Source organism: Flexivirga sp. B27 (assembly GCF_052905685.1).
This window is the reverse complement of record NZ_JBPYUM010000002.1, coordinates 24360-50258: the sequence shown is the minus strand read 5'-3', so window position 1 is coordinate 50258 and position 25899 is coordinate 24360. Positions and strand designations below refer to the sequence as shown.

Annotated in this window: 27 protein-coding genes; 10 read left to right on the top strand and 17 right to left on the bottom strand. The window is 67.2% G+C overall.

Going from position 1 to position 25899, the window contains the following annotated elements; all coding sequences use genetic code 11:
- Positions 1 to 5 precede the first annotated feature (5 nt).
- The 4 genes from ACSZL9_RS09110 to glmS are packed head-to-tail and all read right to left on the bottom strand — an operon-like array spanning position 6 to position 3568.
- Complete coding sequence (locus ACSZL9_RS09110; RefSeq protein WP_446665174.1) at positions 6 to 698, bottom strand: VC0807 family protein; 693 nt, start codon at positions 696 to 698, stop codon at positions 6 to 8.
- The gene (locus ACSZL9_RS09105) at positions 695 to 1309 is read right to left on the bottom strand and encodes a TetR/AcrR family transcriptional regulator (protein ID WP_446665173.1); all 615 of its coding nucleotides are present in this window, start codon (positions 1307 to 1309) and stop codon (positions 695 to 697) included. Before ACSZL9_RS09105 ends, ACSZL9_RS09110 begins: the two co-directional genes overlap by 4 nt.
- Positions 1310 to 1361: 52 nt before the next feature.
- A complete protein-coding gene (locus ACSZL9_RS09100) occupies positions 1362 to 1712 on the bottom strand; it encodes a holo-ACP synthase (RefSeq protein ID WP_446665172.1) in 351 nt (116 codons plus the stop codon).
- A 2-nt stretch (positions 1713 to 1714) separates the two neighbouring features.
- Positions 1715 to 3568 (bottom strand): glutamine--fructose-6-phosphate transaminase (isomerizing), encoded by a 1854-nt coding sequence (glmS, locus tag ACSZL9_RS09095; RefSeq protein WP_446665171.1) that lies wholly within the window; start codon positions 3566 to 3568, stop codon positions 1715 to 1717.
- A 133-nt stretch (positions 3569 to 3701) separates the two neighbouring features.
- Between glmS and ACSZL9_RS09090 the strand changes: the two genes are divergently transcribed.
- Together ACSZL9_RS09090 and coaA are read left to right on the top strand one after the other, a co-directional pair.
- The gene (locus ACSZL9_RS09090; protein WP_446665170.1) at positions 3702 to 3977 is read left to right on the top strand and encodes a hypothetical protein; all 276 of its coding nucleotides are present in this window, start codon (positions 3702 to 3704) and stop codon (positions 3975 to 3977) included.
- A gap of 101 nt (positions 3978 to 4078) precedes the next feature.
- Positions 4079 to 5017: a type I pantothenate kinase gene (gene coaA, locus ACSZL9_RS09085; RefSeq protein ID WP_446665784.1), complete on the top strand. Its 939-nt coding sequence runs from the start codon at positions 4079 to 4081 to the stop codon at positions 5015 to 5017.
- Between the two features lie 4 nt (positions 5018 to 5021).
- On the opposite strand, the gene ACSZL9_RS09080 is transcribed toward coaA, so the two are convergent.
- From ACSZL9_RS09080 to ACSZL9_RS09070, 3 genes are all read right to left on the bottom strand, one after another.
- Positions 5022 to 5471 carry a hypothetical protein gene (locus ACSZL9_RS09080; protein ID WP_446665169.1) on the bottom strand — a complete coding sequence of 150 codons (450 nt, stop codon included), beginning with the start codon at positions 5469 to 5471 and terminating at the stop codon, positions 5022 to 5024.
- 113 nt (positions 5472 to 5584) lie between these two features.
- Complete coding sequence (locus ACSZL9_RS09075; RefSeq protein WP_446665168.1) at positions 5585 to 6409, bottom strand: aggregation-promoting factor C-terminal-like domain-containing protein; 825 nt, start codon at positions 6407 to 6409, stop codon at positions 5585 to 5587.
- Between the two features lie 336 nt (positions 6410 to 6745).
- Positions 6746 to 8092, bottom strand: coding sequence for a PhoH family protein (locus ACSZL9_RS09070; protein WP_446665167.1), 1347 nt, complete (start codon positions 8090 to 8092; stop codon positions 6746 to 6748).
- 438 nt (positions 8093 to 8530) lie between these two features.
- Between ACSZL9_RS09070 and ACSZL9_RS09065 the strand changes: the two genes are divergently transcribed.
- On the top strand, positions 8531 to 9565 hold the full coding sequence (locus ACSZL9_RS09065) for a S66 peptidase family protein (RefSeq protein ID WP_446665166.1): 1035 nt from the start codon (positions 8531 to 8533) through the stop codon (positions 9563 to 9565).
- Between the two features lie 56 nt (positions 9566 to 9621).
- Here ACSZL9_RS09065 and ACSZL9_RS09060 read toward each other — a convergent pair whose 3' ends face one another.
- Positions 9622 to 10383: an isoprenyl transferase gene (locus tag ACSZL9_RS09060; protein WP_446665783.1), complete on the bottom strand. Its 762-nt coding sequence runs from the start codon at positions 10381 to 10383 to the stop codon at positions 9622 to 9624.
- A 114-nt stretch (positions 10384 to 10497) separates the two neighbouring features.
- Between ACSZL9_RS09060 and trhA the strand changes: the two genes are divergently transcribed.
- Complete coding sequence (trhA, locus tag ACSZL9_RS09055; protein WP_446665165.1) at positions 10498 to 11193, top strand: PAQR family membrane homeostasis protein TrhA; 696 nt, start codon at positions 10498 to 10500, stop codon at positions 11191 to 11193.
- 18 nt (positions 11194 to 11211) lie between these two features.
- Here trhA and ACSZL9_RS09050 read toward each other — a convergent pair whose 3' ends face one another.
- Together ACSZL9_RS09050 and mca are read right to left on the bottom strand one after the other, a co-directional pair.
- Positions 11212 to 11475, bottom strand: a complete 264-nt coding sequence (locus ACSZL9_RS09050) for a hypothetical protein (protein ID WP_446665164.1) — start codon at positions 11473 to 11475, stop codon at positions 11212 to 11214.
- Entirely contained in the window at positions 11468 to 12427 is a 960-nt protein-coding gene (mca, locus tag ACSZL9_RS09045; RefSeq protein ID WP_446665163.1) for a mycothiol conjugate amidase Mca, read from the bottom strand. The genes ACSZL9_RS09050 and mca overlap by 8 nt, the downstream gene beginning before the upstream one ends.
- Positions 12428 to 12560: 133 nt before the next feature.
- Here mca and ACSZL9_RS09040 point away from each other — a divergent pair, with 133 nt between their 5' ends.
- Both ACSZL9_RS09040 and greA read left to right on the top strand, forming a co-directional pair.
- Entirely contained in the window at positions 12561 to 12923 is a 363-nt protein-coding gene (locus tag ACSZL9_RS09040; RefSeq protein ID WP_446665162.1) for a DUF4307 domain-containing protein, read from the top strand.
- Positions 12924 to 13117: 194 nt separating this feature from the next.
- Positions 13118 to 13609 carry a transcription elongation factor GreA gene (gene greA / locus ACSZL9_RS09035; RefSeq protein WP_446665161.1) on the top strand — a complete coding sequence of 164 codons (492 nt, stop codon included), beginning with the start codon at positions 13118 to 13120 and terminating at the stop codon, positions 13607 to 13609.
- A 140-nt stretch (positions 13610 to 13749) separates the two neighbouring features.
- On the opposite strand, the gene ACSZL9_RS09030 is transcribed toward greA, so the two are convergent.
- The 3 genes from ACSZL9_RS09030 to ACSZL9_RS09020 all read right to left on the bottom strand — a co-directional run bounded on the left by ACSZL9_RS09030 (position 13750) and on the right by ACSZL9_RS09020 (position 17062).
- On the bottom strand, positions 13750 to 14646 hold the full coding sequence (locus ACSZL9_RS09030; RefSeq protein WP_446665160.1) for an ABC transporter permease: 897 nt from the start codon (positions 14644 to 14646) through the stop codon (positions 13750 to 13752).
- Entirely contained in the window at positions 14643 to 15626 is a 984-nt protein-coding gene (locus ACSZL9_RS09025; RefSeq protein ID WP_446665159.1) for an ATP-binding cassette domain-containing protein, read from the bottom strand. The genes ACSZL9_RS09030 and ACSZL9_RS09025 overlap by 4 nt, the downstream gene beginning before the upstream one ends.
- A gap of 260 nt (positions 15627 to 15886) precedes the next feature.
- Positions 15887 to 17062, bottom strand: coding sequence for a cystathionine gamma-synthase (locus tag ACSZL9_RS09020; protein ID WP_446665158.1), 1176 nt, complete (start codon positions 17060 to 17062; stop codon positions 15887 to 15889).
- A 42-nt stretch (positions 17063 to 17104) separates the two neighbouring features.
- Here ACSZL9_RS09020 and ACSZL9_RS09015 point away from each other — a divergent pair, with 42 nt between their 5' ends.
- On the top strand, positions 17105 to 18871 hold the full coding sequence (locus ACSZL9_RS09015; RefSeq protein ID WP_446665157.1) for an alpha-amylase family glycosyl hydrolase: 1767 nt from the start codon (positions 17105 to 17107) through the stop codon (positions 18869 to 18871).
- A gap of 50 nt (positions 18872 to 18921) precedes the next feature.
- On the opposite strand, the gene ACSZL9_RS09010 is transcribed toward ACSZL9_RS09015, so the two are convergent.
- A complete protein-coding gene (locus tag ACSZL9_RS09010) occupies positions 18922 to 21945 on the bottom strand; it encodes a glycine--tRNA ligase (RefSeq protein WP_446665156.1) in 3024 nt (1007 codons plus the stop codon).
- Between the two features lie 50 nt (positions 21946 to 21995).
- The gene (locus ACSZL9_RS09005; RefSeq protein WP_446665155.1) at positions 21996 to 23012 is read right to left on the bottom strand and encodes a GNAT family N-acetyltransferase; all 1017 of its coding nucleotides are present in this window, start codon (positions 23010 to 23012) and stop codon (positions 21996 to 21998) included.
- Between the two features lie 176 nt (positions 23013 to 23188).
- On the opposite strand from ACSZL9_RS09005, the gene ACSZL9_RS09000 reads away from it, so the two are divergent.
- Both ACSZL9_RS09000 and msrA read left to right on the top strand, forming a co-directional pair.
- Positions 23189 to 23665, top strand: a complete 477-nt coding sequence (locus ACSZL9_RS09000) for a lamin tail domain-containing protein (protein ID WP_446665154.1) — start codon at positions 23189 to 23191, stop codon at positions 23663 to 23665.
- 97 nt (positions 23666 to 23762) lie between these two features.
- Positions 23763 to 24467 carry a peptide-methionine (S)-S-oxide reductase MsrA gene (gene msrA / locus ACSZL9_RS08995; protein ID WP_446665782.1) on the top strand — a complete coding sequence of 235 codons (705 nt, stop codon included), beginning with the start codon at positions 23763 to 23765 and terminating at the stop codon, positions 24465 to 24467.
- Positions 24468 to 24491: 24 nt separating this feature from the next.
- Here msrA and ACSZL9_RS08990 read toward each other — a convergent pair whose 3' ends face one another.
- A complete protein-coding gene (locus ACSZL9_RS08990; RefSeq protein ID WP_446665153.1) occupies positions 24492 to 24854 on the bottom strand; it encodes a hypothetical protein in 363 nt (120 codons plus the stop codon).
- A 49-nt stretch (positions 24855 to 24903) separates the two neighbouring features.
- Here ACSZL9_RS08990 and ACSZL9_RS08985 point away from each other — a divergent pair, with 49 nt between their 5' ends.
- The gene (locus ACSZL9_RS08985; protein ID WP_446665152.1) at positions 24904 to 25299 is read left to right on the top strand and encodes a hypothetical protein; all 396 of its coding nucleotides are present in this window, start codon (positions 24904 to 24906) and stop codon (positions 25297 to 25299) included.
- A 74-nt stretch (positions 25300 to 25373) separates the two neighbouring features.
- Here the strand turns inward: ACSZL9_RS08985 and ACSZL9_RS08980 are convergent, their stop codons facing one another.
- Positions 25374 to 25820 (bottom strand): anthrone oxygenase family protein, encoded by a 447-nt coding sequence (locus ACSZL9_RS08980; RefSeq protein ID WP_446665151.1) that lies wholly within the window; start codon positions 25818 to 25820, stop codon positions 25374 to 25376.
- Between the last annotated feature and the right edge of the window lie 79 nt (positions 25821 to 25899).

The following is a 25899-nucleotide window of genomic DNA, read 5'->3' as shown; positions in this document are numbered from 1 at the left end:
TCCGATCACGTTGAAACGTGAGCATTTTCGCTCGACTGCAGCCGATAGAGCGCTGACCTCCGGTCATAGACGCCCGCGGCGCGGTAATGGACGTTGGTGACGACGACGAGCACCACGCAGGTGAGGCCGTAGAGCACCGAGTTGAGGGCTGGGACGAGATCGACCGGCAGCGCGTAGGCCATCACCACCCGCGCAACGGAGTCCGCCAGTGTGCCGACTCCCCACAGCACCGTCGAGATGCGCCACATCCGGCGGAAAGCGCGGCTGCGACGCCACAGGTCGTCCCAACCACCGGGCCAGCCGAGGCGCCCCTCCAGCATGGGACGGGAGATCTGGAACGCGAGCGGGCGCCGGGTCCACAGCGTGCCGAGGAACCACAGCCCGGCGAAGGCGGTCAGCCAGGCTTCCTTGGCCAGCAGGAAGCGCGGGCTGCCGGCCAGTAGCGACACCGCGACGCTGAGCAGCATCGTGCTGAGCACGAAGGCCGCGATGCCGTCGAGCCGGCGCTGGGTCGCCAGGACAACCACTGCGGTGACACCGGAGGCCAGCGCCCCGGCCAGGAGGGCGACATACATGCTGACGCCCGAAGCCCGAAGGCCGTAGAACAGCGCAAGCGGGACCACCAGGTCGAACACCATCCGCGCGGCCGCACCGCCGGACGACTGCTTCTGCACTCGCTCAGCGGCGGCTCCCGTCACGGCCGACTCCTGGTGCCGAGCTCGAACAGCGTGACCAGTTCGTGGGCATAGTGCTCGCAGTCCAGGTCCGGCGTCGACGCCAGCAGGAAGGGCAGTGCATCGATCGCACGTTGTATGGCGGTCGCCGTCACGACCGGATCGAAATCGCGGAACTCACCGGACGCCTGCCCGTCGCGCAGGATCTGCTCCAGGGGCGAGACGACGCGGCGATCCGTGTGGGCGTCGTAGTCCAAGGCGCCCGCCAGCAGAATCTCCGTCAGTGCCTTCATCTGCGGCTGGTGGGAGTCGACGAAGGCGACGACGCCTTCGATGTAGGCACGCAACTGCGCTGCCGCGCCGTGCTGCTCGCCCTGCTCAAGCTGCTGCCGCCGCTCGGCCATGAACGCCCCGACGGACGCCATCACCTCGCCGGCCACCGCGGCGATGAGCTCACCCTTGCCGGCGAAGTGGTAGGAGATCAGCCGAGTGCTGGACAGCCCCGCGTGCTCGGCGATCCGGGCGAACGACGCCTGCCCGTAACCGGATTCGGCGATGACCTCGATCGTCGAGCTGACGATCTGCGCACGTCGCGCAGTTGCCGCAGCTGACCGTTCCGCTGAAGTTACTTGCACAAGTAAGACATTACCTACGCAAGTAACCAGAAGACAAGCCCTTTGTTCCGAGTTAGCCCTCGGCGACGACGACCGCCGACGCGATGCCGCCGTCGTGGGAGATCGACAGGTGCAACGACCGCACACCGAGTTCGTCCACGCGCGCCTGCACCGAGCCGTGCAACTGCCACGACGGCTTGCCGACCGCGTCCTTGACGACGACCGCGTCGGTCCAGTGCAGTCCCACCGGCGCACCGAGCGCCTTTGCGAGTGCTTCCTTCGCGGCGAACCGGCCGGCCAGTGAATTCGGCGGGAGTTCCTGCTCGGCCGGGACGAAGAGCCGATCGGCGAGTCGCGGCGTTGCGTCCAGCTTGGCGACGAACCGCTGCACGTCGACCACGTCGATCCCGACCCCGATGATCACTGCTATTCCACCGTCACCGACTTGGCCAGGTTGCGCGGTTGGTCCACGTCCAGGCCCTTGGCGTTGGCCAGCTCCATGGCGAAGACCTGCAGCGGCACCGCAGTCAGCAACGGCTGCAGCATCGGTGACGTGCGCGGCACGCGGATCACCTCGTCGGCGAACGGCTCGACCGCCGTGTCGCCGTCCTGCGCGATGACGATGGTCCGCGCGCCACGGGCACGGATCTCCTGGATGTTCGAGACGACCTTGCCGTGCAGTCCGTGGGGCGTGTCCGGCCCGGGCACCACGATGAAGACCGGCTGGCCGGGCTCGATCAGCGCGATCGGGCCGTGCTTCAGCTCACCCGCGGCGAAGCCCTCGGCGTGGATGTAGGCGAGCTCCTTGAGCTTCAGCGCACCCTCGAGAGCGATCGGGAAGCCGACGTGCCGGCCCAGGAACAGCACCGAGCGGGTGTCCGCCATGAAGTAGGCGACCTCCCGCACGCGGTCCAGCCTGTCGAGCACCTCGGCGATCCGGTCCGGGGTCTCCTGCAGCTCGGTGAGCACGACCTTGGTGTCGTCGGCATACGACTCGCCACGCAGTTGAGCGAAGTAGAGGCCGAGCAGATAGCACGCGGTGATCTGCGCGAGGAAGCCCTTGGTCGACGCGACACCGATCTCCGGTCCCGCGTGTGTGTAGAGCACGCCGTCGGACTCGCGCGGGATCGTCGAGCCGTGTGTGTTGCAGATCGACAGCGTGAGCGCGCCCAGTTCACGGGCGTGCTTGACGGCCATCAGGGTGTCCATGGTCTCGCCGGACTGGCTGATCGACACGACCAAAGTGCGCCGGTCGGCGATCGGGTCGCAGTAGCGGAACTCGTGGGCGAGCGCCACCTCGACCGGGATGCGCGTCCAGCGCTCGATCGCGTATTTGGCCACCATCGCGGCATACGCGGATGTCCCGCACGCGACGAAGGTGATGCGATCGACGTCGCGCAACTGTTGCTCGGAGATGCGCAACTCGTCGAGCACGAGCGCACCGGTCTCGTCGGTGCGGCCCAGCAGCGTGTCGGCGACGGCTTGCGGCTGCTCGTTGATCTCCTTCTCCATGAACCACTCGAAACCGCCCTTCTCGGCGGCGGCCGCGTCCCAGTCGACGTGGAACGTCTTGCCCTGCGCCGGCTCGCCGTCGAAACCGATGACCTCGACACGATCCGGGGTGATGGTGACGATCTGGTCCTGCTCCAGCTCCATCGCCTCGCGGGAGTAGCCGATGAAGGCCGCGACGTCGGAGCCGAGGAAGTTCTCGCCCTCGCCGAGGCCGACCACCAGCGGGCTGTTGCGCCGTGCCCCGACCACCACACCCGGCCGGTCGGCGTGTATGGCGAGCAGCGTGAACGCACCCTCCAGCCGGGCGACGACGGCGCGCATCGCCGCGGTCAGGTCGCCGTCATACACCTTGGCCAGCAGGTGCGCGACGACCTCGGTGTCCGTCTCGGACCGGAACTCGACTCCATCCTCGAGCAATTCGGTGCGTAGCGCGTGGAAGTTCTCGATGATGCCGTTGTGGATCAGCGCCAGCTTGCCGTCCGGACCACCGAGGTGCGGGTGTGCGTTGGCGTCGGTCGGGCCGCCGTGCGTGGCCCAGCGGGTGTGCCCGATGGCGGTCCGCGACGGCGGCAGCGGGTGCTCGGCGATGTCGCCGACGAGGTTGGCCAGCTTGCCCGAGCGCTTCCGGCTCTCGACACCGTCCTGGGCGACCAGCGCGATCCCGGCCGAGTCGTAGCCGCGGTATTCCAGCCGCGCCAGGCCCTCCATCACGACGTCCTGGGCGTGAGCATTCACCTGCGGGCCGACATACCCGACGATTCCACACATATGAGGTATTGAACCCGATCCCCCAGGGTCGCCCCCGACCCGACCCGCCGATCTTTACGTTACGAGAACCGCTGCCGGGTGATGATGGGCTGGTCGCATGGCTCAGGTGATGTCCACGCCGCAAGGGGGAAGAGTGCGTAGAGCAATCTCGTGGATCTTCCTGACCGCATGCGGGCTGGGCGTTGTGGGTGTTGTCCTCTACTTCGCCTTCGTCTTCATCGTCGGTCCGCGCGAGGATCCAACGGGTCGCTGCGCGTTCTACGCCACGGAACACGTGAGCCCGGAACAGATCAGCTCGGACCAGGTCAGGCTGACCTGGTCCGAGAACCTGCTCACCAACACGCTGCGCTGCACCTGGGGCTCCGTCGACGGGGAGAAGTCCACGACCGTCGAACTCAGCGCCTACTGAAGCCCGGTGGCCAATGCTTGTTTCCGCGACGACCAAAGCCTTGGTCCACACTCACAGATGCCGGATGATCGTGGACAATGGCGGGCGTGTCCCGCAGCCGCATGTCCGTGCCGTCGCCATACCTGGAGTTCGACCGCGTCGCGTGGTCCGGCCTACGGGATTCCCATCCGATGAGCCTGACCGCCGACGACGTCCGTCGGCTGCGCAGCACCGGCGACCGCCTCGACCTGCCGGAGGTGGAGACGATCTACCTGCCGCTGTCCCGGCTGTTGAACATCTACACCGCTGCAACAGGTCAGCTCCATCGGGTCACCACCGACTTCCTCGGCGAGCGCCCCGCACGCACGCCGTTCGTCATCGGCATCGCCGGCTCGGTCGCGGTCGGCAAGTCGACCACGGCACGCATCCTGCGTGAGCTGCTCGCGCACTGGCCGGGCACACCCCGCGTAGATCTGGTCACGACCGACGGCTTCCTCTTCCCGAATGCCGAGCTCGAGCGCCGAAACCTGTTGGAACGCAAGGGCTTCCCCGAGTCCTACGACCGCCGAAAGCTGATCCGCTTCCTCACCGAGATCAAGTCGGGTGCACCGCACGTCACCGCGCCGGTCTACTCACACCTGAGCTACGACATCGTCCCGGACCAGCAGATCACGCTTCAGCAACCTGACGTACTGATCGTCGAGGGTCTCAACGTGTTGCAACCCTCGGCACCCACCAACGATCAGCGCGGCACTCTGGCGGTCTCGGACTTCTTCGACTTCTCGGTCTACGTCGACGCTCGCGCCGACCACATCAAGCAGTGGTATGTCGAGCGCTTCCTGCGTTGGCGGCAGACGGCGTTCGCCGACCCGAACGCCTACTTCCACCGGTATGCCGCCCTGACCGACGAGCAGGCCGTGGAGCGTGCGGGGCAGATCTGGGACACCATCAACGGCCCGAACCTCGAGCAGAACGTCGCACCCACCCGCAGCCGCGCCACGCTGGTGCTGCGCAAGGACGCGCAGCACAACGTCACGCGCGTCCGGATGCGGAAGGTCTGAGGGCTCAGCGGTCCTGCGCCGAGGGCCCGGTCGCCCGCTCGCTCTCGACGACTTCGTCGTCGACGCCGGTGTCCTGGGAGTCCGGGGAGTTTTCGCCGATCTCCGGCGCGTCATCGTCGTCGGTGAACATCATCTGCTCGACGTCGTCGACCGACATCGTGTCCTCGTCGTCGACCTCGTCGACATACTCCGGCTCCGTGCGGCGGCTGCGCACCCACAGCAGCAGCCACACACCGGCGAAGACGGCGGCCACGATGAGCGCGAGCAGAATGCCGCCGAACGCCTGATAGAGCATGTGCGACACACCGTTGGCCGGGACCGATCCCTTCTCCTTGTTGTCGAAGGTCGGTGCCTGACTGTCGCCCCACTTCGCCCCGAGCCCACCGCCGACGGCGATGAGCACGAGCGCGACGACCCAGTAGACCGCCACGAACCAGCGCTTGTGCAACAGCATGGTGCCCAAAATAGCCCGTCGGTCGAGTGCGTCCAGGTCGGCAGAGGTCGTCGGCGATTCGCCGGCGCGTGTCGTCGGCGGTGATCCAGGCACCGGCGGTGCCTGAGTCGGGTTCAGTACCAGCCGGTGGCCTGCGAGTGACCCCAGGCGCCGCACGGCGAGCCGTAGGTCGCCTTGATGTAGCCCAAGCCCCAACGGATCTGCGTCGCGGGGTTGGTGCGCCAGTCGGCCCCTGCGCTGGCCATCTTGGTGCCGGGCAGCGACTGCGGGATGCCGTAGGCACCGGAGGACGGGTTGGTGGCGTTGACCCGCCAGCCGGACTCGCGATTCCAGAGGCTGACCAGGCAGCTCATCTGCGACTGGTCCCAGCCGTAGGACGACAGCATCGAGGAGGCGTATGCCTGCGGGTTGCCACTGAACGCGGCCGGTCGGGTGCTGCTGCGCGAGGTGCTCTCCTGGCGCTTCTTCTTGGCTTCGGCCGCCTTCTTCGCGGCGGCCTTCTTGGCAGCTGCCTTCTCGGCGGCCGCCTTGCGCTGTGCCGTCTCCGCGGCAGTCTTCGCGTCGTGTGCACTGGCGGACGCGGCCTTCTCCAACTTCGCCGCTGCTGCTGCGCGCTTCGCTGCCGCGGAGCGCGACTTGGCGTCGGCCGACTTGCGGGCGCTGACAGCCTGCTCGGCTGCAGCGACCTGAGCCTGACCATCGGCTGCGACGCCCGAGTCGGCGGCCCGCAACGCGGTGGATGTCGATGCCGGAGCGCCGAGCAGCAACTGGGCCTGTGCGGTGCCGGTGACCGCCGCGTTGGCGGTTGCAGCCGTCGAGTATGCCGCTGCCGCGACCGACACGGTCGAGACTGCTGCGGTTGCTGCGACGGCCGGCCGGCGGAGTGCGCCGATCCCAGTAGTGCGACGGGCGCGGTGACGTCCCACGGGACGAGACATGAAGCGGCAGCCTTTCGGGGGGAGACATGACCTGACGCGCCCGCAAACCGGCAGAGCAATGCGACAGCACCATGGAGGTTCTGTCGCATCACACTGCCGCACTCGCGTGGCCGGTCCCAGGGGAGAAACCGAGCCAGCCCGGCCCTTTCGAGCCGTGGTCTTCGAGCACGTCCGCAGGTACGTTACGGCAAAGTATGGCGGGGCGTTACCGAAACGAGACAACCGGGTGCAAAAAAGTTTTGCGGCCCTCCCCTGGCTTCAACGCAACTTCGGTGAAAAGTCGTGCGCTGCAGCGGAATTCAGGGGTCTGTGTCAGGCATCCGAGTCAGGCACGACTCAGGCATCGGTGCCTTCCAGAAGGTCGGTCACCAGCGCTGCGATCGGGCTGCGCTCGCTGCGGTGCAGCGTGACGTGCCCGAAGAGCGGGTGCCCCTTGAGCTTCTCGATCACTGCCGCGACTCCGTCGTGCCGGCCGACCCGCAAGTTGTCCCGCTGTGCGACGTCGTGGGTGAGCACGATCCGGGAGTTCTGCCCGATCCGGGACAGCACGGTGAGCAGCACACCGCGCTCCAGCGACTGCGCCTCGTCGACGATCACGAACGCGTCGTGCAGCGACCGCCCGCGGATGTGGGTCAGTGGCAGCACCTCGAGCAACCCGCGATCGATGACTTCCTCGGTGACCTCGCGCGACACGACGGCACCGAGCGTGTCGAAGACCGCCTGGGCCCAGGGGCCCATCTTTTCGTTCTCGGTCCCGGGCAGGTAACCCAGCTCCTGGCCGCCGACGGCATACAGCGGGCGGAAGACGATCACCTTGCTGTGCTGGCGACGCTCCATGACGGCCTCGAGGCCGGCGCACAGGGCGAGCGCGGACTTGCCGGTGCCCGCACGCCCGCCGAGGCTGACGATGCCGACGTCGGGGTCGAGCAACAGGTCGAGCGCGATGCGCTGCTCGGCGGAGCGGCCGTGCAGCCCGAACGCGTCGCGGTCGCCGCGCACCAGGCGCACCGACTTGTCGGCCATCACTCGGCCGAGCGCGCTGCTGCTGCCGGCACCGAGCATCACCACGCCGGTGTTGGTCGGCAGGTCCGCGGCCTCCGGCAGCTCCGCACGCCCTTCGTCATACAGCGTGTTGAGGACGTCGGGCGGCACGTCGAGCTCGGTGGTGCCGGTCCATCCCGAGTCGGCAGCCAGCTCGGCGCGGTATTCGTCGGCGTGCAGGCCGACCGCGGACGCCTTGACCCGCATCGGCATGTCCTTGCTGACCACGGTGACGTCGTGGCCCTCGTTGGCCAGGTTTCGAGCGACCGCCAGAATGCGAGTGTCGTTGTCCCCCAAGCGAAATCCGCTCGGTAGGGCCTGCGGGTCGGTGTGGTTCAACTCCACTCGCAGGGTGCCGCCGTCGCCGATCGGCACCGGTGCGTCGAGGCGGCCGTGGGTGGCCCGCAGATCGTCGAGGGTGCGCAGGGCGCTGCGGGCGAAGTAGCCCAGCTCGGGGTGGTGGCGCTTGGCCTCCAGCTCGGTGACGACCACCACCGGCAGCACGACCTCGTGCTCGGCGAAGCGGGTCATCGCCCGTGGATCCGACAGCAGCACCGACGTGTCGAGCACGTAGGTGCGGATGCCGCGCGTCGTGGACCGCGTGGTGGACGTCGAAGGGGAGGGCTGGGAGCTGGTAGCCATGACGATCTCCTCCAGTCACGCGGCAGGTTGTGCCGCCTGACCTACTCTCGGACCAAGTGCCGGGACCGGGCCCGAAGGACCGGTGCCGGCCCTTCGTCCGGAGCAAAAGATCGCTCCATCGTCGGGCCTCCCGAACGCACCACGGGGATCGCGATGCGTCACTGCCGACACTACGGACGCACGAGTCGAATCCCATGCGACACACCGGGTGATTCGGGACTCCGGCGCGGACTGTTCACGCGCAGGACACCTCAGGACACCTCTGTCATCACACCAGTCCCACTCGTCACATGCAGCGTGGCGAGTCTCCTCATGCCGAGTGACGGCTCCCTCGCCGAGCGACGGCGTAATTTCACCGTCACTCGGTCAGGGGACCGTCACTCACCGTCGGCGGAAAACCGTTTGCGGGGCCCGCGCAACCTCCGATTGGATCGGTGTATGACGACACCGGTGCTTCCTCCCCCGCTGCGACCGGGAGACCGGATCGCCGTCCTGTCCCCGAGCTGGGCCGCGCCGGCGCACTTCCCCGCCATACACGAGCAGGCCCTGGGGCGGCTGCGCGACGAGTTCGAGCTGGAGCCGGTGGAGTTTCCCTCGACCCGCCGCGACTCGACCCCGGCGCAGCGTGCTGCCGACATCACTGCGGCGTTCGCCGACCCGGACATCAAGGGCGTCATGGCGACGATCGGCGGCGACGACCAGCTCACCGTGCTGCGGCACCTCGACGCCGACGTCATCCGCGCGAATCCGAAGCGGTTCCTCGGCTACAGCGACAACACCAACCTGCTGAATTACCTGTGGTTCCAAGGCATTGCGGCTATCCACGGCGGTTCGACCCAGGTCGGGCTCGGGCCGGTGCCGGACCAGCTGCACCTGGACTCGTTGCGTGCGGCATTCTTCGGCGGCGACTTCCGATTGGCGCCGCCCGCACGCACCCGCGACTTCGGGTTGCGGTGGGACGACCCGCGAGCGCTGACCGAGCCGGCACCCGATCAGCCGGCCGAGCCGTGGACCTGGAGCGGCCCCGCCCGTAGTGTCACCGGGCGGACCTGGGGCGGCTGCCTGGAGATCGTCGAGTGGACCCTCGCCGTGGGCCAGTGGATGAGGCCCCTGTCGTCATACGACGGGATGGTGCTGCTGCTCGAGCCACACGAGGAGTTGCCGACCCCCGAGCAGAACTACCGCCTGCTGCGCACGCTCGGCGAGCGCGGGCTGCTCGAAGCGGCATCCGCCTTGATCTGGGGCCGGCCGCCGGTGAGCGACCACACCCAGCCGACAACGCCCGAGGCGGCGTCGCAGTTGCGCTCCGAGCACCGCGACACGGTGCTGCGTGCGGTTGCCGAATACAACCCCGATCTGGTCGTGGCACTCGATGTCGATTTCGGGCACACCAACCCGCAGTTGCTGCTGCCGTATGGCGGCGACGTCACCATCGACGGCGAATCTCGAACGATCACAGCACACTTCGGGTGAGGAGGTCTCGATACGGGCTCGCCTAGCGGCTCGCCCTACTCGACCACCTTGGGCGGCTACTTGCCCAGGCGGCGGTCGCGCACGGCATACGCACGCAGCGCACGCAGGAAGTCGACCTTGCGGAAGTCGGGCCAGTAGGCCTCGCAGAAGTAGAACTCCGAGTGCGCGCTCTGCCACAGCAGGAAGCCGCCGAGTCGTTGCTCGCCCGAGGTGCGGATGACCAGATCGGGGTCCGGCTGTCCTTTGGTGTAGAGGTGCTCCGCGATGTGCTCGACGTCGAGTGTCTCGGCCAGCTCCTCCAGGGAGGTGCCGCGCGCCGCGTGCTCCTGCAGCATGGCGCGGACCGCGTCGGCGATCTCCCGCCGGCCGCCATACCCCACCGCGATATTGACGATCAGTCCGTCGACGCCTGCCGTCGTGTCAGCGGCTTCCTTGAGCACTTGCGCCGTGGAGTCGGGCAGCAGGTCGAGCGCTCCGACCGGATGCAGCCGCCAGCGGCGGTCGGCCGCCAGCCCCTCGACGGCTCCCTCGATGATGCCGAGCAGCGGCTTCAGCTCGACCGGCGAACGCCCCAGGTTGTCGGTCGACAACAGCCAGAGCGTGACGACCTCGACACCGGCTTCCTCGCACCACTCGAGCAGCGGCTTGATGTTGTCGGCACCGGCCCGGTGGCCGTCGGCGGTCTGCGCGCCACGTGCCTTGGCCCACCGGCGGTTGCCGTCGAGCATGACCCCGACGTGCCGCGGGAGGTTCTGCTCCGGCAGAGATTTGCGCACGTGCCGCTCATACGCGAGATAGAGCAGATCACTCATGCGCATCGGCCGTCCCCACTTCCTGATCGTCATCGAGCCGCTCCCAGGGTATGCCGCAACGGCGGTCCGGTGGACGGCACCGCCGAACTGCGCTCAGAAAATCCCCGTATTCTGTTACCCATGACCGAGTCCACCGCACGCACGCTCCAGCAGGACGCCATCGAGTTGGTGCGAGCCGTCAAGCCGAAGCTGCGCGGTTGGTTGCACGCCGCGATGACGCCGCTGGTCGCCGCTGCGGGGATCGTGCTCATCTGCCTGGCTCACGACGCCCGGGGCCGCATCGGCGCGGTGGTCTTCGCCGTTACCGCTGCCCTGCTCTTCGGCACGTCGGCGGTCTATCACCGCGGCAAGTGGACACCGGGTGTCGAGCGCTTCCTGAAGCGGATGGACCACTCCAACATCTTCTTGATCATCGCCGGCACCTACACGCCGTTCGCGCTGACCCTGCTGCACGGCACGCAGGCACTGAGCCTGATGATCCTGGTGTGGAGCGGCGCCGGACTCGGGGTGTTGTTCCGGATCTTCTGGGTCGGTGCGCCGCGGTGGCTCTACACGCCGATCTATGTCGCGCTCGGCTGGGTCGCGATCTTCTACTTCGGACCGTTGATGCGGTCCGGTGGCCCGGCGATCATCACGCTGATCGCCGTCGGTGGCGGCCTCTACACCCTCGGCGCCGTCGTCTACGGCACCAAGCGGCCCAACCCGTCGCCGCGGTGGTTCGGCTTCCACGAGATCTTCCACTCGTTCACGGTCGTGGCGTTCATCGTGCACTACATCGCGGCGTCGCTGGCGATCTACGGACACGCCGCCGCCTGAGACTCCCAGTCCTCGACGTCAGCCTTTGGTGCCGTCGGCCGGACCGTCCGCCGGCTTGTCGTCGGACTCCCGCTGCGCGGTGTGCTCCTCGGCCCTGGCCTTCGGTGCGCTCGGGATCCGTTGCCGCACAGGGTGATCCATCTCGTCCTGCCACTTGGTCTTGCGCAGGTGGTTGTTCATGCTGCGGAAGAGCAACCAGCACGCGATCGCCAGTCCGAAGAAGACGATGAAACCCCAGATGCCTGCGGTCACCGCCACACTCTCGTTGCCGCCGTCACCCATGGGTCGTCTCCTCGGTCACTCGCTGCTTGACATCGTCGCGGACCGGTGCACCCAGCGCGCTGGTCGCCAAGGCGTCGGCCTCGGCGACATCGGTCGGCAGGCCGGCGAAGAGGTCGTCCTCGCCCTCGACGACCGGGACGTAGGAGCGCGCGATGTCGAACTCCTCGGTCGGCCAGACCCGCCCCTGGTCGGCCGGTGACAGCGCGAAGAACGTGCCGTCCGGGTCGATCTGCGTCGCGTGCGCCAGCAGCGCCTGCTCACGCACCGGGAAGTACTTCGAGCACTCCACTCGTGTGGTCACCCGGCCTTCCGGCCGGTCCTTGCGGTGCTCGAGCCATTCGGCGTATGGCGACTCGCGCCCCTCGTCGACCAGTGCCTCGTGGAAGGCGCGCATCTTGTCCTTGGAGAAGCCCCGGTCGTAGTAGAGCTTCAGCGGCTGCCATGGCGCCCCTGCGTGCGGGAAGGCCTCCGGGTCGGCGGCGGCTTCGAAGGCCGCCAGCGTCACGTCGTGGGTCATGATGTGGTCGGGGTGGGGGTAGCCGCCGTTCTCGTCATACGTGGTGATGACGTGGGGGCGGAACTTCCGGATCTCGCGGACGAGTGCCTCGGTGGTGATCTCCAGCGGCTCCAGCGCGAAGCATCCGTCGGGCAGCGGAGGCAGCGGATCGCCTTCCGGCAGACCGGAATCCACGAATCCGAGCCAGGTCTGCTCGATCCCGAGGATCTCGCGGGCCTTGGCCATCTCGGCGCGGCGCACCTCGGGCAGGTCACGCAGGATATCGGCGTTGTCCTTCAGCCGGGGGTTGAGGATGTCGCCACGTTCACCACCTGTGCAGGTGACGACCAGCACGGGGTGTCCTTCGTCGACGTAGCGGGCCATCGTGGCCGAGCCTTTGCTCGACTCGTCGTCGGGGTGGGCATGAACTGCCATCAGGCGCAGGGCGTCTGCCACTTGCTGCACTCCTTGCTCCAAAGTTCCAGGTGCCAAAGTTCGAGCGTTCAACGATCTGTGGGAACGGCCGGTTGCGCGTCGCGCGCGGGGGCGACGATGGGCCGTCGATCTTTGCAACCTATTGTCTCACTTCATGGCCGTCCCCCGAATTCCGCCCGAGCAACGCAGGTGGTGGATCATCGGCACCATCGGAGTGCTGATCATGACCGCGGGTGCGATCTGGTGGGGAGTGTCCGCGACGCGCGGTGTGAGCTGGGACAACGGGCCGTTCACGGTGGTCAGCGATCGCGAGGTTAAGGTGACGTTCTACGTCACGAACCAGGACAACAAGCCGGTGCGCTGCCGCCTCGAGGCACAGGACATCAAGCACGGCCGGGTCGGCGTACGGACCGTCGACCTGCCCGCGAGTCACTACACCACCACCGAATACACCCGCACCATCCCGACGGTCGCCGAGGCAGTAACCGGCTTCGTCGATCACTGCGAATACCGCTGAGCCGACCGCACGCGCCGTCCGGGTGCGCGATCCGCGAGACTGCACGCTGCCGATTAACCACTGCGCCGCGCGGTGCTATGGTTGGCAGCTACACCCAAAGGTCTGGGACCAGCATCCGAGCCACACGCCGGAGCGGCCCCGGACCTCATTGTTTGACCAATGGTTTGACAGGTCCTCGACCTAAGGAGACACCCGTGAGCACTGCTGACGCATCGGCCAGCTACCTGACCCAGGAGGCCTACGACCGCCTGAAGGCGGAGCTTGACCGACTCTCCGGCGAAGGCCGCACCGACATTGCGGCCAAGATCGAGGAAGCCCGCGAGGAAGGCGACCTGAAGGAGAACGGCGGCTACCACGCGGCCAAGGAGGAGCAGGGCAAGATGGAGGCCCGCATCCGCCAGCTCGAGGACCTGCTGCGCAACGCAGTCGTCGGCCAGTCGTCCGCCAAGGAGGGCGAGGTCAGCCCCGGCATGGTGATCACCGTCGAGATGTTCGGCGACAAGGAGAAGTTCCTGCTCGGCAGCCGCGAGATCGCCGGCGACTCGGACCTGGACGTCTACAGCGAGCGGTCCCCGCTCGGCGGTGCCATCAACGGCGCCAAGGTCGGCGACACCGTCTCCTACGAGGCGCCCAACGGCAAGACCATCGAGGTCAAGGTGCTGGAGGCGACGCCATACTCCGTCTGAGTGGAGTGGGGTGAGTCGAGTCGACCCAGAACTCGACAACGCAAGACTTGCCACAAGGGCGCCGGGCGACAGATGTCGCACGGCGCCCTTCGCGCTTCCCCGAGTTGTGCGGCCGACGATCCGGCCGGTGGCGTGCCCGGCTACTTGGCCACTGCCTTCTTGTATGCCGCCGTGGTGAACGGCACGAACACCACGAGCAGCACGAGCGTCCAGCCGAGCGTGTAGAGGTCGGGGTGCTGCAACGCCCAGGTGTATGCCGTCTGCTTGTCGACCTGGGCGTGCGTCTGCCCCGGCGCCTGCATGGCGTAGAGATTGCCGAAGTTCTCGCGCGCCGACTGGGTGATGGTCGACACGGGGTTCCAGCCGGCGATGTCCTTCAGGACCGACGGCATGTTCTGCGACGGGACGAAGGTGTTGGCGATGAACGTCACCGGGAAGATGATCATGAACGACGCGTTGTTGACGACCTCCGGTGAGCGCACTCGCAGGCCGACATACGCGAACACCCAGGACAGTGCGTAGGCGAACAGCAGCATGAGCACGTAGGCCCACAGGGCGTGGATCGCGCCGCCCGAGATCCGCCAGCCGATGATCAGGCCGGTCACCGACATCACGACGAGCACCAGGACGTTGTTGACGACGTCGGTCAGGGTCCGGCCGAAGAGCACGGCACTCGGGTGCATCGGCAGGGTGCGGAAGCGATCGATCACGCCCTTCTGCATGTCCTCGGCCATCATGTAGCCGGTGATCGTCGCCCCGAAGATGATCGTCTGGGTGAAGATGCCCGCCATCATGAACTCGCGGTAGCCCGCCTGCACCGATGCTCCGGCGCCGGCCAATGAGCCGAAGACGTAGCCGAAGAGCAGCACGAACATGATCGGCTGCAGCGTGGTGAAGATCAGCAGGTCGGGCACCCGCTTGATCTTGATCATGTTGCGCTTGGCGACGGTCAGCCCGTCGCCGATCAGACTGCCTCGACGCGGTTGCCGGATCGACTCGGGAGTGATGGTCGGCGTCGTTTTCGTTGACGTGCTCATGCCGACTCCCCCACCAGCTGCTCGACGTCGTCGTCATCGGACTCGGCCTTGTGACCGGTGAGGCTGAGGAAGGCGTCGTCAAGGGTGGGCCGGCGAATCCCGATGTCCTGCACGGCGATCGACTGCTCGTCGAACGCACGGACCGCCTGCAGCAACGACTGTGTGCCGGCGTGGACGGGGACGACGAGGCGACGGGTGTGCTCGTCGTGCTCGACCGATCCCGCGCCGACGATCTCCATCACCCTGGCGGCGTCGGCGATGCGCGCGGCGTCGGCCACGGTGACCTCGAGCCGCTCTCCGCCGACCTGTGCCTTGAGCTCATCGGCAGTGCCTTCGGCGATGATCCGGCCGTGATCGATGACCACGATGTTGTCGGCCAGGCGGTCGGCCTCCTCCAGGTATTGGGTCGTCAGCAGGACGGACGTGCCGTGACCCACGAGGTCGTTGATGACGTCCCACATGTCGCCGCGGCTGCGCGGGTCGAGGCCGGTGGTCGGCTCGTCGAGGAAGATCACCGGCGGACGGGCCACCAGCGCGCCTGCGAGGTCGAGCCGGCGACGCATGCCGCCCGAGTAGGTCTTGGCCGGGCGGTTCGCGGCGTCGTCGAGCCGGAACTGTCGCAGCAGCTCCACCGCCCGTGCCTTCGCCTCCTTGGGCCGCAGGTGGTAGAGCCGCCCGATCATCTCGAGGTTCTCCCGGCCGGTGAGGTATTCGTCGACCGCGGCGTATTGCCCGGAGACCCCGATCTGCCGCCGCACGGCCTGCGGGTCGCGCAGCACGTCCGCGCCCGCCACGGTCGCCTCCCCCGCGTCCGGCCGGATGAGCGTCGTCAGCATGCGCACCGTGGTGGTCTTGCCCGCACCGTTGGGTCCGAGCACCCCCAGCACGCTCCCCTCCGGCACGCGCAGGCTGACGCCGTCGACGGCCTTGACGTCCTTGTAGTGCTTGACCAGCCCCTCGGCTGTGACCGCGTCGGTCATCTTGTCTCCCTTGTCCCGACTGCCGTTCAACGGTCTCACGGACCACTGACATCCGGCTTGTCATTTTTCGCGACATATCGCGAATTCGAGATTGACGATATATCGCGTTTGGCCCCGCGGTCAACGGCGTGACCCAAATAACCGAGAGGAGCACCGAACGACCGAGAGGAGTACGGAATCGGGCCGATTCCGTACTCCTCTCAGTCAATTGGTACGCCCCTCGGTCACGAGAGGGCGGCTCGTATGACGAGCAAAAGGACTCAGGCGTCTAGGGCCTGCTCCAAGTCGGCGATCAGGTCATCCGGGTCCTCCAGGCCGACCGACAGCCGGATCAGGTCGGCCGGCACCTCGAGCTCGGTGCCGGCGACGCTGGCGTGCGTCATACGACCGGGGTGTTCGATGAGCGACTCGACGCCGCCCAGCGACTCCCCCAGCGTCCAGATCTTGGTGCGGCTGATCGCGTCGACCGCGTGCTGCTCGCCGCCCGCGAGCTGGAAGCTGACCATCCCGCCGAACCGGCGCATCTGCTTGGCCGCGATGTCGTGTCCGGGGTGGCTGTCCATCCCCGGGTAGTAGATGTGCGTGACGTCCTTACGGCCGCGGAGGAACTCCACGACCTTCTCGGCGTTGTCGCAGTGCCGCTCCATCCGCACGGCCAGCGTCTTCAGGCCACGCAGCACCAGCCAGGAGTCGAACGGGCCGGCGATCGCGCCCATGGAGTTCTGGTGGAAGCCAATCCGCTCAGCCGCGTCGGCGAACTCGGAGACGCCGATGTGCTCCGCTACGACGACCGCGCCACCGACGACGTCACTGTGCCCGCCGGAGTATTTCGTCGTCGAGTGCACGACGATGTCGGCACCGAGGCTGATCGGCTGCTGCAGGTATGCCGACGCGAACGTGTTGTCCACGACGAGCAGTGCGCCCGCCTCGTGTGCGATCTGCGCGACCGCGGCGATGTCGGCGACGCCCAGCAACGGGTTGGTCGGCGTCTCCAGCCACACCAGTTTGGTGACGCCCGGACGGATCTCACCGCGTATGGCGTCCGCCTGCGACACCTTCGCCAGGCTGTAGTCGACGCCCCAGACCTTCTGCACCTTGTCGACCAGGCGGAACGTGCCGCCATACGCATCGGTCGGGATGACCATGTGCTGGCCCGGCCGGAGGATCGCTCGCATGATGCAGTCCTCGGCGGCCAGACCGGAGGAGAACGCGAATCCCTTTGCGCCGCCTTCCAATGCGGCGATGCACTCCTCGAGCGCCGACCGCGTGGGGTTGCCCGAGCGCGAGTATTCGTAACCCTCCCGCAGGCCGCCGACGCCGTCCTGCTTGTAGGTCGACGTCTGGTAGATCGCGGGCACGACGGCCCCGGTGCGAGGGTCGGGCTCCTGTCCGGCATGGATGGCACGTGTGGAGAAACCCTGTTGCTCATTGGTCATGATGCAACCCTACGGTCATCTCGATCTGGCATGGTGACGGCCATGAGCGACGTCGACTTCCGCGGACTCGGTGCCCACCCTCACTCCGACGGCACCCGCTTCGAGGTGTGGGCGCCGCACGCCGAGACCGTGTCCGTGGTCGGTGATTTCAATGACTGGGACGAAGCTGCCGACCAGCTCTCCCGGGACGGCGACGTGTGGAGTGGGGACGTCGCCGGCGCGCAGCCGGGGCAGGAATACAAGTTCGCGATCAGCAGCGGCGGCAACGTCTCGCAGCGGATCGACCCCTACGCACGCCAGTGCACCAACTCGGTCGGCAACGCGGTCATCTACGACGACAGCACCTTCGACTGGGGCGACGACGGTTTCATTTGTCCACCGATGAACGAGCTCGTCATCTATGAGACCCACGTCGGGTCGTTCGTCAGCGACGGCGAGGGCGTCGGCAGGCTGGATGAAGTCGCCGCCAAGCTCGACTACCTGAAATCGTTGGGCATCAACGCGATTCAGCTGATGCCGCTGATGGAGTTCGCGGGCGACTACTCGTGGGGCTACAACCCGGCACACGTCTTTGCGGTCGAGTCGGCGTATGGCGGACCCGAAGCACTCAAGCGATTGGTCAAGTCCGCCCACGAGCACGGGATCGCGGTGATCATCGACGTCGTCTACAACCACTTCGGCCCGTCCGACCTGGACATGTGGCAGTTCGACGGCTGGAGCGAGGATGGCAAGGGCGGCATCTACTTCTTCCAGGACTGGCGGTCGACGACGCCGTGGGGTGACACCCGACCGGACTACGGCCGCCAGGAGGTGCGCCAGTTCATCGCGGACAACGCACGCATGTGGCTGGCCAACTACCACGCGGACGGGTTGCGCTGGGACATGACGCCATACATGCGCAGCGTCGACGCGACGGAGGAGAACATCCCCGAGGGCCGCCTCCTGTGCCGCGAGGTCAACGATGAGATCCGCCGGGACTTCCCGGGCCGTGTGTCGATCGCCGAGGACCTGCACGGGGATCCGACGGTCACCTCGACTGCCGACGGCGGCGCCGGCTTCCACTCGCAGTGGGACAACCACTTCGTCCACCCGATCCGGGACGCGATCATCCCCGCCGACGACGCGGCGCGATCGATGGCCTCGGTCGCCGAGGCGGTCACCTGGTCGTATGGCGACGCCTTCGCGCGAGTTGTCTACACCGAGTCGCACGACGAGGTGGCCAACGGCAAGGCACGCGTGCCCCAGGAGGCCGACCCGAACGACCCCGCGAGCGTGCGGGCGCAGAAGGCGTCGACCCTGGGAGCAGCGCTCACACTGACCTCCCCGGGCATCCCGATGCTCTTCATGGGCCAGGAGTTCCTGCAGGACGAGTGGTTCCGCGACAACGTGCCCCTCGACTGGTCTGGCCTGGGCGAGTTCCACGGCATCGCGGTGCTCTATCAGGACCTGATCCGGCTGCGCCGCAACGCGGACAACATGACGCGTGGGCTCTCCGGAGGGCACGTCGAGGTGCTCGACGCCGATGAGGGCGCGAAGGTGATCGTCTATCACCGGTGGATGGACGGCGGGCCCGGTGATGACGTCACCGTCGTGGTCAATCTGAGTGGCGCCACGCACCAGAACGCCGGCGTGCGGTTCCCCTTCGCCGGGCGCTGGAAACTGGTCCTCAACACCGACGCCACGGTCTACAGCGACAGTTTCACCGGCACCTGGGTCGACGACGCCGACGCACAGGACCAGGGCGGCGTGCCGATCGCGTCCGTGACGCTGCCGCCCTACACGGCGCTGATCTTCGCGCGCACCGAGTAGCCAGGTCTCGATACACCTCCCCCGCTGCGCTCCTCCGGCACTCGACCCGCTTATAGCGCGGAGTTCAATGCCCGCCAGTCGATGCCGCGGGGTGCGCGCTCCACGATCGTCTGCACCAGGCCGAGGCGGGACGCGCGCAACTGCTCGTCGTCGGCCATCAGCATGACGTCGTCGAAGTAGGTCGTCAGCGGTGCCACGAGCGGCAACGCGTCCGGGATCCATTGCGGCAGAGCGTCGTTCGCGTGGTCAGGCAGCTCCTCGACATACGTCACGAGTGCCTTCTCGGCGTCGCCGGCCAGCAGAGCCCGGTCGTATGACGAAGAGGTCCCCTCGGGGACGATGCGGGTGATCCGCTGGACCGCCTCCACCAGGCCGGCGAAGCGATCGTCCTTGCGCGCTGACTCGATGTCGGCGAGCGCCTGCGTCGCGACACCCGGCGCGGCGGCCAGCGCTGTCACGGCGGAAACCAGTCCGACCGGCACGCCCTCGTCGCGCAACTGCTGCGCGAACCGGCCGACAATGAATTCCTTTGCCGCAGCGATGGATTCGTCCGACACCTCGATGCCCTGGGTGCGCAGGCGCGCGGCCGCCGCGGCGAGTCCCGCATCGACGGTGATCGCGCCCAGCTCGGTGTGCTCACGCAAGATCGACAGCAGGCCGAGGGCAGCGCGGCGCAGTGCAAACGGGTCCGATGAGCCGGACGGCTTGGCGCCGATGGCGAACATCGCGGTGAGCAGGTCGAAGCGATCCGCGAGCGCGAGGAGCGCGCCGGGGGTCGACTCGGGCAACGCGTCACCGGTCGTGCGAGGCAACTCCATCTCCCACAGTGCCTGCGCGACCTGGGGGGTCTCCCCCGCCTTCGTCGCATACTCGCGCGCCATGAAGCCGGCCAGCGAGGACAGCTCGATGACCATCTGGCTGGACAGGTCGAACTTCGCCAGCTCGCCAGCACGCTCCAGCGTCAGCTGCTCGTCAGCGGAAAGCGTGACCGCGGAGGCGATTTCGCGTGCCACATCATTGATCCGGTCGGCACGCTCGGCGACCGAGCCGAGGCGGTTCTCGAAGGTCAGCTTGTCGATACCGGACCGCAGGTCCGCGAGCGGGACCTTGAGGTCCGCGTCGTAGAAGAACGCGGCGTCCTCATAGCGGGCGCGCAGCACGGTCTCGTTGCCGAGCTTCACCAGCTCGTCGTCGCAGTCACCGTTGGCGACCGTGACGAAGTAGGGCATCAGAGCGCCCTGCGCATCACGCACCGGCAGGTAGCGCTGGTGCTTGCGCATGACCGTGGTGAGGATCTGCTCGGGCAGCTTGAGGTGCTTCTCGCCATACGTGCCGAGGATGGCGTGCGGCTCCTCGACCAGGTTGGTGATCTCGTCGACCAGCGCCGACTCGCCGTCGAAATCGATTGTGCCGCCGACGGATTCGGCGAGCGCACGCGCCTGGTCGATGACCTGCTGACGACGCGTCGCCGGGTCGACGACGAGTCCGTGCGTCTTCAGGACGTCGCGCAGTTGATCGGCGGTCGCGACGCGCACCAGCGGCGTGGCGTCGGTGCGGTGCACGTAGGTCGTGCGGCCCGAGGACAGTTCGGAGGCATGCACCGGCACCACCGTCTCGCCCCACAGCGCGACGATCCAGCGCACCGGCCGGCTGTAGGACAACTGCGGGTCGCACCAGCGCATGTTCTTGTCTGCACGCAGTGCGTCCACGATGTCGCCGACGATCTCGCCGGCCACTGCCAGCACGTCACGACCGGTCTCGGTCACCTTCACCGCGACGTGCTCGGCACCGTCGAACTCCGCCTTCACCAGATCGGCGACATCGACCTTCTGGCCGCGCGCGAATCCCTGTGCTGCCTTTGTGGGTTCACCGTTCTCGTCATACGCAGCGGCGACCTTCGGGCCCTTGCGCAGGCTCTCGGCGTCGGGCTCGTGCGCGGACAACGACGCGACAGTGGCGACGATGCGGCGCGGTGTGCCGACGACGTCGATCGCACCGTGGGTCAGCCGGCTCACGTCCAGCCGCTCGGTCAGCGTGTCCCGGACGAAGTCGATCGCCTGACCGACGACGTGCGGCGGCAACTCCTCGACACCGAACTCGACGGCGAGCGTCTGGTCATCGGTGGGCAGGGCCGCGACATCGACGTGCTCGGGGTCATCCGCCGGATGCCGGACGGCGTTGCCGGCCAACACCTTCGGCGCCTCGGTCTTCAGCAGCGGGAAGTCCAGCTCCTCACGTCGCTCGATCCAGAGCTTCGACACGTCGCGGGCGAGCCCGCGCATCGTCGAGAAGGCCTTCGCGCGCTCGGTCGTCGAGATCGCGCCCCGCGCGTCGAGCACGTTGAAGGCGTGCGAGGACTTCAGCACATAGTTGTATGCCGGGACGGGCAACCGCTGCTCGATCATCCGCTTGGCCTCGGCCACGTAGTGGTCGAAGAACTCCTGGTTGGCCGCGACGTCGGCGTCGTCCAGGTAGTAGCGGGACATCTCGTATTCCTGCTGGCCGAAGGCCTCGCCATACGTGATGCCGGGGGCGTATTGCATGTCCTTGAAGTGCGAGACACCCTGCTGCGCCATCATGATGCGCTCGATGCCGTAGGTCAGCTCAACGGGGATCGGGTCGAGGTTCTGCCCACCCACCTGCTGGAAGTAGGTGAACTGGGTGATCTCCATGCCGTCCAGCCAGACCTCCCAGCCGAGGCCCCATGCGCCGATCGCCGGCTGCTGCCAGTTGTCCTCGACGAAGCGGATGTCGTGCGCGTGGATGTCGATGTCCAACGCCTCGAGCGACTCGAGGTAGAGCTCCTGCGGGTTGCCCGGCTCCGGCTTGAGGATGACCTGGAACTGCGTGTGCGTCTGCAGGCGGTTGGGGTTCTCGCCATACCGGCTGTCGTCGGGGCGCACCGACGGCTCGACATACGCCACCCGCCACGGCTCCGGCCCGAGCACCCGCATCAGCGTCGCGGGGTTCATGGTCCCGGCTCCGACTTCGGTGTTGAAGGGCTGCACGGTCATGCAGCCGCGGTCGGTCCAGAACTTCTGGAGGCGGATGAGGGCGTCTTGCACTGTCAGCACCGGGACAGGCTATCGAGCGCGGGCGGGTTCGCTCACCTCGCGTCCGGCGGTCAGAACGTGTCCAACCTCCGCTCCCACTCCCGTTGTATGCCGTCGACGGTGCAACCGAGTTTCCGGTTGACCGCGAGCATCGACCCGTTGTCGTCGGCGTTCCAGGTCAGAACCTTCCGAGTGCCGGGCATTTCGTCCATCAGCGCGAGAGCCGCAGTGGCCTTCATCCGCAACCCCAGACCGTGCCCGCGCGCCTCGCGCAGCACGAGGGTGTCCTGCTGATAGCCGACCTCCGGCTCGGCGATCGGCACCGTGATGCGCGTGAACCCGACGAGCCGCGCGGTCGCGGTGTCGCGCGCGACGACCTCGAGGAGGCGCCGACCGGACTTCACCACGCGCTCGGCATCCTCGGCCACCCGCTCGGCGGTCCAGGTCTCCTCGTCCCAGCTGAGGTCGCCCTGCGGAGCATCCGTGCTCATCCGCGCGCTGAGCACGGCGCGGTCGGCCAGCCAGTCCGTCGGCAGCCGGTCCCACGCCACCTCCAGCTCGTATGGCGCCGCTCGGTCGTTCGCCGTCATCTGTTCCAGTGCCGGACGGTCCGCGGGCAGCGCCAGGTGACTGGCGAGCATCGTCTGGGCCAGCGCGAACCCGTGGCGGCGGGCGAATGTCTCGCCCACGTCGTCCCGGCCGGCGTCGCTGTCCGTCGATGCCATCAACACCGACCTGTCGTGGGCGTGCGCGATCGCTTCCGCCTCGGCCATCAGTGCGTCGCCGATGCCGCGACGGCGATGCTCCGGCCGCACGTGCAGCATCACCATCGCCTTGTCGCGATTGTCGTGCTGTGGCAGCGCGACGGCGAGCATGCCGGCGACGTCTTCGTCGACGAGCGCCGCGCGGTCGGCATACACGAAATCCGTTCGGGAACGACGCATTTCGCGTAGTTCGTCGACGGACCACGCTCCGCTGGCCCCGTCGTGCAGCGACGCCATCGACGCCGCCTGTGCCGCGACGAACCCCTCGAAGAGTCGGCGGTCGGCGGGTTCGTCGGATCGTCCGTCCACGACTGCGATGCGCATGGCCCGATCCTGCGGGATCCGGGCCGCATGTGGCCAGCGGTTTCTCTCCCCTGCCGGGCTTCTCACCTGCCCGCGCAATTTCTGTGCGTCCACTGGACGCGGCACGACGACCTCTTTACTATTCCTTTACCCGGCGAGCACGCCGTAACGCCCTTCTCGCCGAAAGACCGATCGTCATGCGTCGTCTTGCACCCACCCTTGTCGCCGTGTCCGTCGCCGTCGGTATGTCGGTGCCCCTCGCGGCACCGGCCCACGCTGCCACCACGCTGAAGTTCGCGCGCTTCTACGCCGACCAGCCGGGATCTGACACGCCATACACACAGACCAAGCTCAACCGCGAATACATCCAGGTCAAAAACGTCACCCGCAAGACGATCAGCCTGTCCGGCTACCTGATCCACGACCGCGGATCGAAGCACGTCTATCGCTTCCCGAAGACGTTCCGGCTGGGCGCGGGCAAGATCGTGACCGTGCACAGCGGCAAGGGCCGCAACACCACCGGCCACCTCTACTGGGGCATGAGCCGATCGATGGTCTGGAACAACACCCTCGACACGGCATACCTGGTGAAGGGTCGCACGACGATCACGACCTGCACCTACAAGCAGACCGCCGCGCAGAAGCGCGCGAAGACGGGTTACAAGAACTGCTGACCGCACGCTGATCGAGTGCGGTGCGGATCTTGCCGCGTATCGAGATCAAGCACGGTCCGCTGGGAAGGCTTCGACCCACATTTTCGTTGTGCGTTGCATGAGCTTCCTCTTCGGCCGCAAGACCTCGATGGTGTCCCCCGACGAAGCGTTGCCGGGTCGCCCGACACAACTGCCCGGCATACCCGAGAAGCACGAAGTGCTCGGCACGCCGCTGCAGGGGCCGTGGCCGGACGGCACGCAACTGTTGTATGTCGCCATGGGTTGCTTCTGGGGCACCGAGCGCATCTTCTGGCAGCAGCCCGGAGTTGTCGCGACGGCCGCGGGTTACATGGGCGGTTACACGCCCAACCCGACCTACGAGGAGACCTGCACCGGGCGCACCGGGCACACCGAAGCAGTGCTGGTGGCCTACGACCCGGCGAAGACGTCACCCGAGCTGCTGCTGAAGGCGTTCTGGGAGAACCACGACTCGACGACCGCCAATCAGCAGGGCAACGACATCGGCACGCAGTACCGCTCGGCGATCTACTGGACGACGCCCGAGCAGGAGCAAGCCGCGATCGCAACCCGTGATGCATTCCAGCAGGTTCTCTCCGACAACGGTTTCGGCGAGATCAGCACCGAGATCCGCCCGGCTTCCGAAGCGGGTCCGTTCTTCTACGCCGAGGACTACCACCAGCAGTACCTCCACAAAAATCCGGCGGGCTACTGCAATCACGGCCCGAACGGCCTGACCTGCCCGGTCGGCCTGGTGCGCCAGGACCAGCTGCCCAGCCAGCAGTCGGTGCGCCCGCCGCAGTGATCGCCTCGCGTCGCGGGTGAGGTCCTACTCGGTCGTAGACGCGTTACGACTTCGGCCGAGATCGGCGGCCGCGGCGCAACCGATCGGGTGCTCGGTCGTCTTCCCCAATGTCCCACCCAGGGACGCTTCACCGAAATATTGGGGGAAGACGATGCAGCACACGACACGCAACAAGTTCCTCGTCGCCGTTGCCGCGGGGGTCATCACCTGCGGCGGCGCGGTTGCCACGGCCACCGCCAGCAACGCCGACTCGGGTTCGTCCGGCAGCTCCACTTCTGCCACAGGATCCTCGACGGGCACGACCACGCCGTCGGGCGACCCGACATCCGCGACCACCAGCCCGAGCAGCACCGCGAGCTCGAGCTCGTCCTCGTCCTCGAGCGACACGTCACCGTCAGCCGCTCATGTCACCGTGGCGCCGACGCTCCAAGTCGGTGTGCACGGACTCGGAGCGCCTGGTTTCCGGATCGACGGTGTCATCTACGCCGGAGACGACCCGATCCAATTCACCTCGCATGAGATCTACCTGGACGGCAAACTGGTCAGCAGCGGCGATCGCGCCGTCGATGACCCGGCCGCCCGCTTGCGGCCGATCCACACTTCGTTCGACCCGCTGTTGCAGCATCCCGTGCCGGTTTCGCCGGGGACACACATCGTCAAGGTGCACCTGTGGTACGCGACCGGTCCTGCGGAGAACGATGTGCAGAAGGTGACGGTGTCGCGGACATTCCAGGTCGGTCCGAAGGACAATCCGTCCTCATCGCCCTCGACTCACCCGGATGAGCCGCCCATCCCTTCGCCGCAGACCACCCACCTCGGTGTCACCGGCTGACGGAGGTCGCCGGCTGATGGAGGTCGCCGGTTGCCACCCACTCCCATCAGGGGGAAGTGGGTGGCAACCACGGCTCAGACGAGCGCGATCACCAGAAGCGCGAAGGCGGCGATGAGGATGGCGACGCGGACGTAATGGAAACGGAGCCAACGATTCAGCTGCTGCTTCCAGTCGGCGGGTCGGTTCTCAGCGGTCCAGCTCTTGTTGCGGTTGTTGATCGGCACCAGCAGAAGGACCGACATGACGACGCTGAGGATCAGCAGTCCGGCAGCGATGACAACGAGACCACTGCCGTCGTTCTGCCAGCCGGCGACCGCCCACACGGCGGCCAGGATCAATGAGCCGATGTACCAGAACGGCATCACGGCGCCGAGCATTCGGCCGCCATGAGCGTGACCGAGCTGGGTGCTGTCGTCGGGAAGCGCGTTGAGGATCGGGTTCATCACGAACGCGACCGCAAACTCGACCCCCACCAGTACGCCGACAACCACGGTCGTGACGACCTCGAGCGTGTTCAACATGTTGCTCCTCCAAGAATCTAGCGCTGCTAGTTGATGTGAATGACGCTAGCAGTGCTATTGCTTGCTTGTCTAGCACTGC

What these genes read in the sequence shown, in the direction of transcription:
- ACSZL9_RS09065 (WP_446665166.1), top strand. Translation starts at nt 8,531, where the DNA reads ATGACGACACCGGTGCTTCCTCCCCCGCTGCGACCGGGAGACCGGATC.
- ACSZL9_RS08980 (WP_446665151.1), bottom strand. Translation starts at nt 25,820, where the DNA reads ATGTTGAACACGCTCGAGGTCGTCACGACCGTGGTTGTCGGCGTACTG.
- glmS (WP_446665171.1), bottom strand. Translation starts at nt 3,568, where the DNA reads ATGTGTGGAATCGTCGGGTATGTCGGCCCGCAGGTGAATGCTCACGCC.
- msrA (WP_446665782.1), top strand. Translation starts at nt 23,763, where the DNA reads ATGAGCTTCCTCTTCGGCCGCAAGACCTCGATGGTGTCCCCCGACGAA.
- ACSZL9_RS09070 (WP_446665167.1), bottom strand. Translation starts at nt 8,092, where the DNA reads ATGGCTACCAGCTCCCAGCCCTCCCCTTCGACGTCCACCACGCGGTCC.
- ACSZL9_RS09080 (WP_446665169.1), bottom strand. Translation starts at nt 5,471, where the DNA reads ATGCTGTTGCACAAGCGCTGGTTCGTGGCGGTCTACTGGGTCGTCGCG.
- ACSZL9_RS09025 (WP_446665159.1), bottom strand. Translation starts at nt 15,626, where the DNA reads ATGACCGACGCGGTCACAGCCGAGGGGCTGGTCAAGCACTACAAGGAC.
- trhA (WP_446665165.1), top strand. Translation starts at nt 10,498, where the DNA reads ATGACCGAGTCCACCGCACGCACGCTCCAGCAGGACGCCATCGAGTTG.
- ACSZL9_RS09030 (WP_446665160.1), bottom strand. Translation starts at nt 14,646, where the DNA reads ATGAGCACGTCAACGAAAACGACGCCGACCATCACTCCCGAGTCGATC.
- ACSZL9_RS09015 (WP_446665157.1), top strand. Translation starts at nt 17,105, where the DNA reads ATGAGCGACGTCGACTTCCGCGGACTCGGTGCCCACCCTCACTCCGAC.
- ACSZL9_RS09020 (WP_446665158.1), bottom strand. Translation starts at nt 17,062, where the DNA reads ATGACCAATGAGCAACAGGGTTTCTCCACACGTGCCATCCATGCCGGA.
- coaA (WP_446665784.1), top strand. Translation starts at nt 4,079, where the DNA reads ATGTCCGTGCCGTCGCCATACCTGGAGTTCGACCGCGTCGCGTGGTCC.
- ACSZL9_RS09040 (WP_446665162.1), top strand. Translation starts at nt 12,561, where the DNA reads ATGGCCGTCCCCCGAATTCCGCCCGAGCAACGCAGGTGGTGGATCATC.
- ACSZL9_RS09075 (WP_446665168.1), bottom strand. Translation starts at nt 6,409, where the DNA reads ATGTCTCGTCCCGTGGGACGTCACCGCGCCCGTCGCACTACTGGGATC.
- ACSZL9_RS09005 (WP_446665155.1), bottom strand. Translation starts at nt 23,012, where the DNA reads ATGCGCATCGCAGTCGTGGACGGACGATCCGACGAACCCGCCGACCGC.
- ACSZL9_RS09060 (WP_446665783.1), bottom strand. Translation starts at nt 10,383, where the DNA reads ATGCGCATGAGTGATCTGCTCTATCTCGCGTATGAGCGGCACGTGCGC.
- ACSZL9_RS09050 (WP_446665164.1), bottom strand. Translation starts at nt 11,475, where the DNA reads ATGGGTGACGGCGGCAACGAGAGTGTGGCGGTGACCGCAGGCATCTGG.
- ACSZL9_RS09000 (WP_446665154.1), top strand. Translation starts at nt 23,189, where the DNA reads ATGCGTCGTCTTGCACCCACCCTTGTCGCCGTGTCCGTCGCCGTCGGT.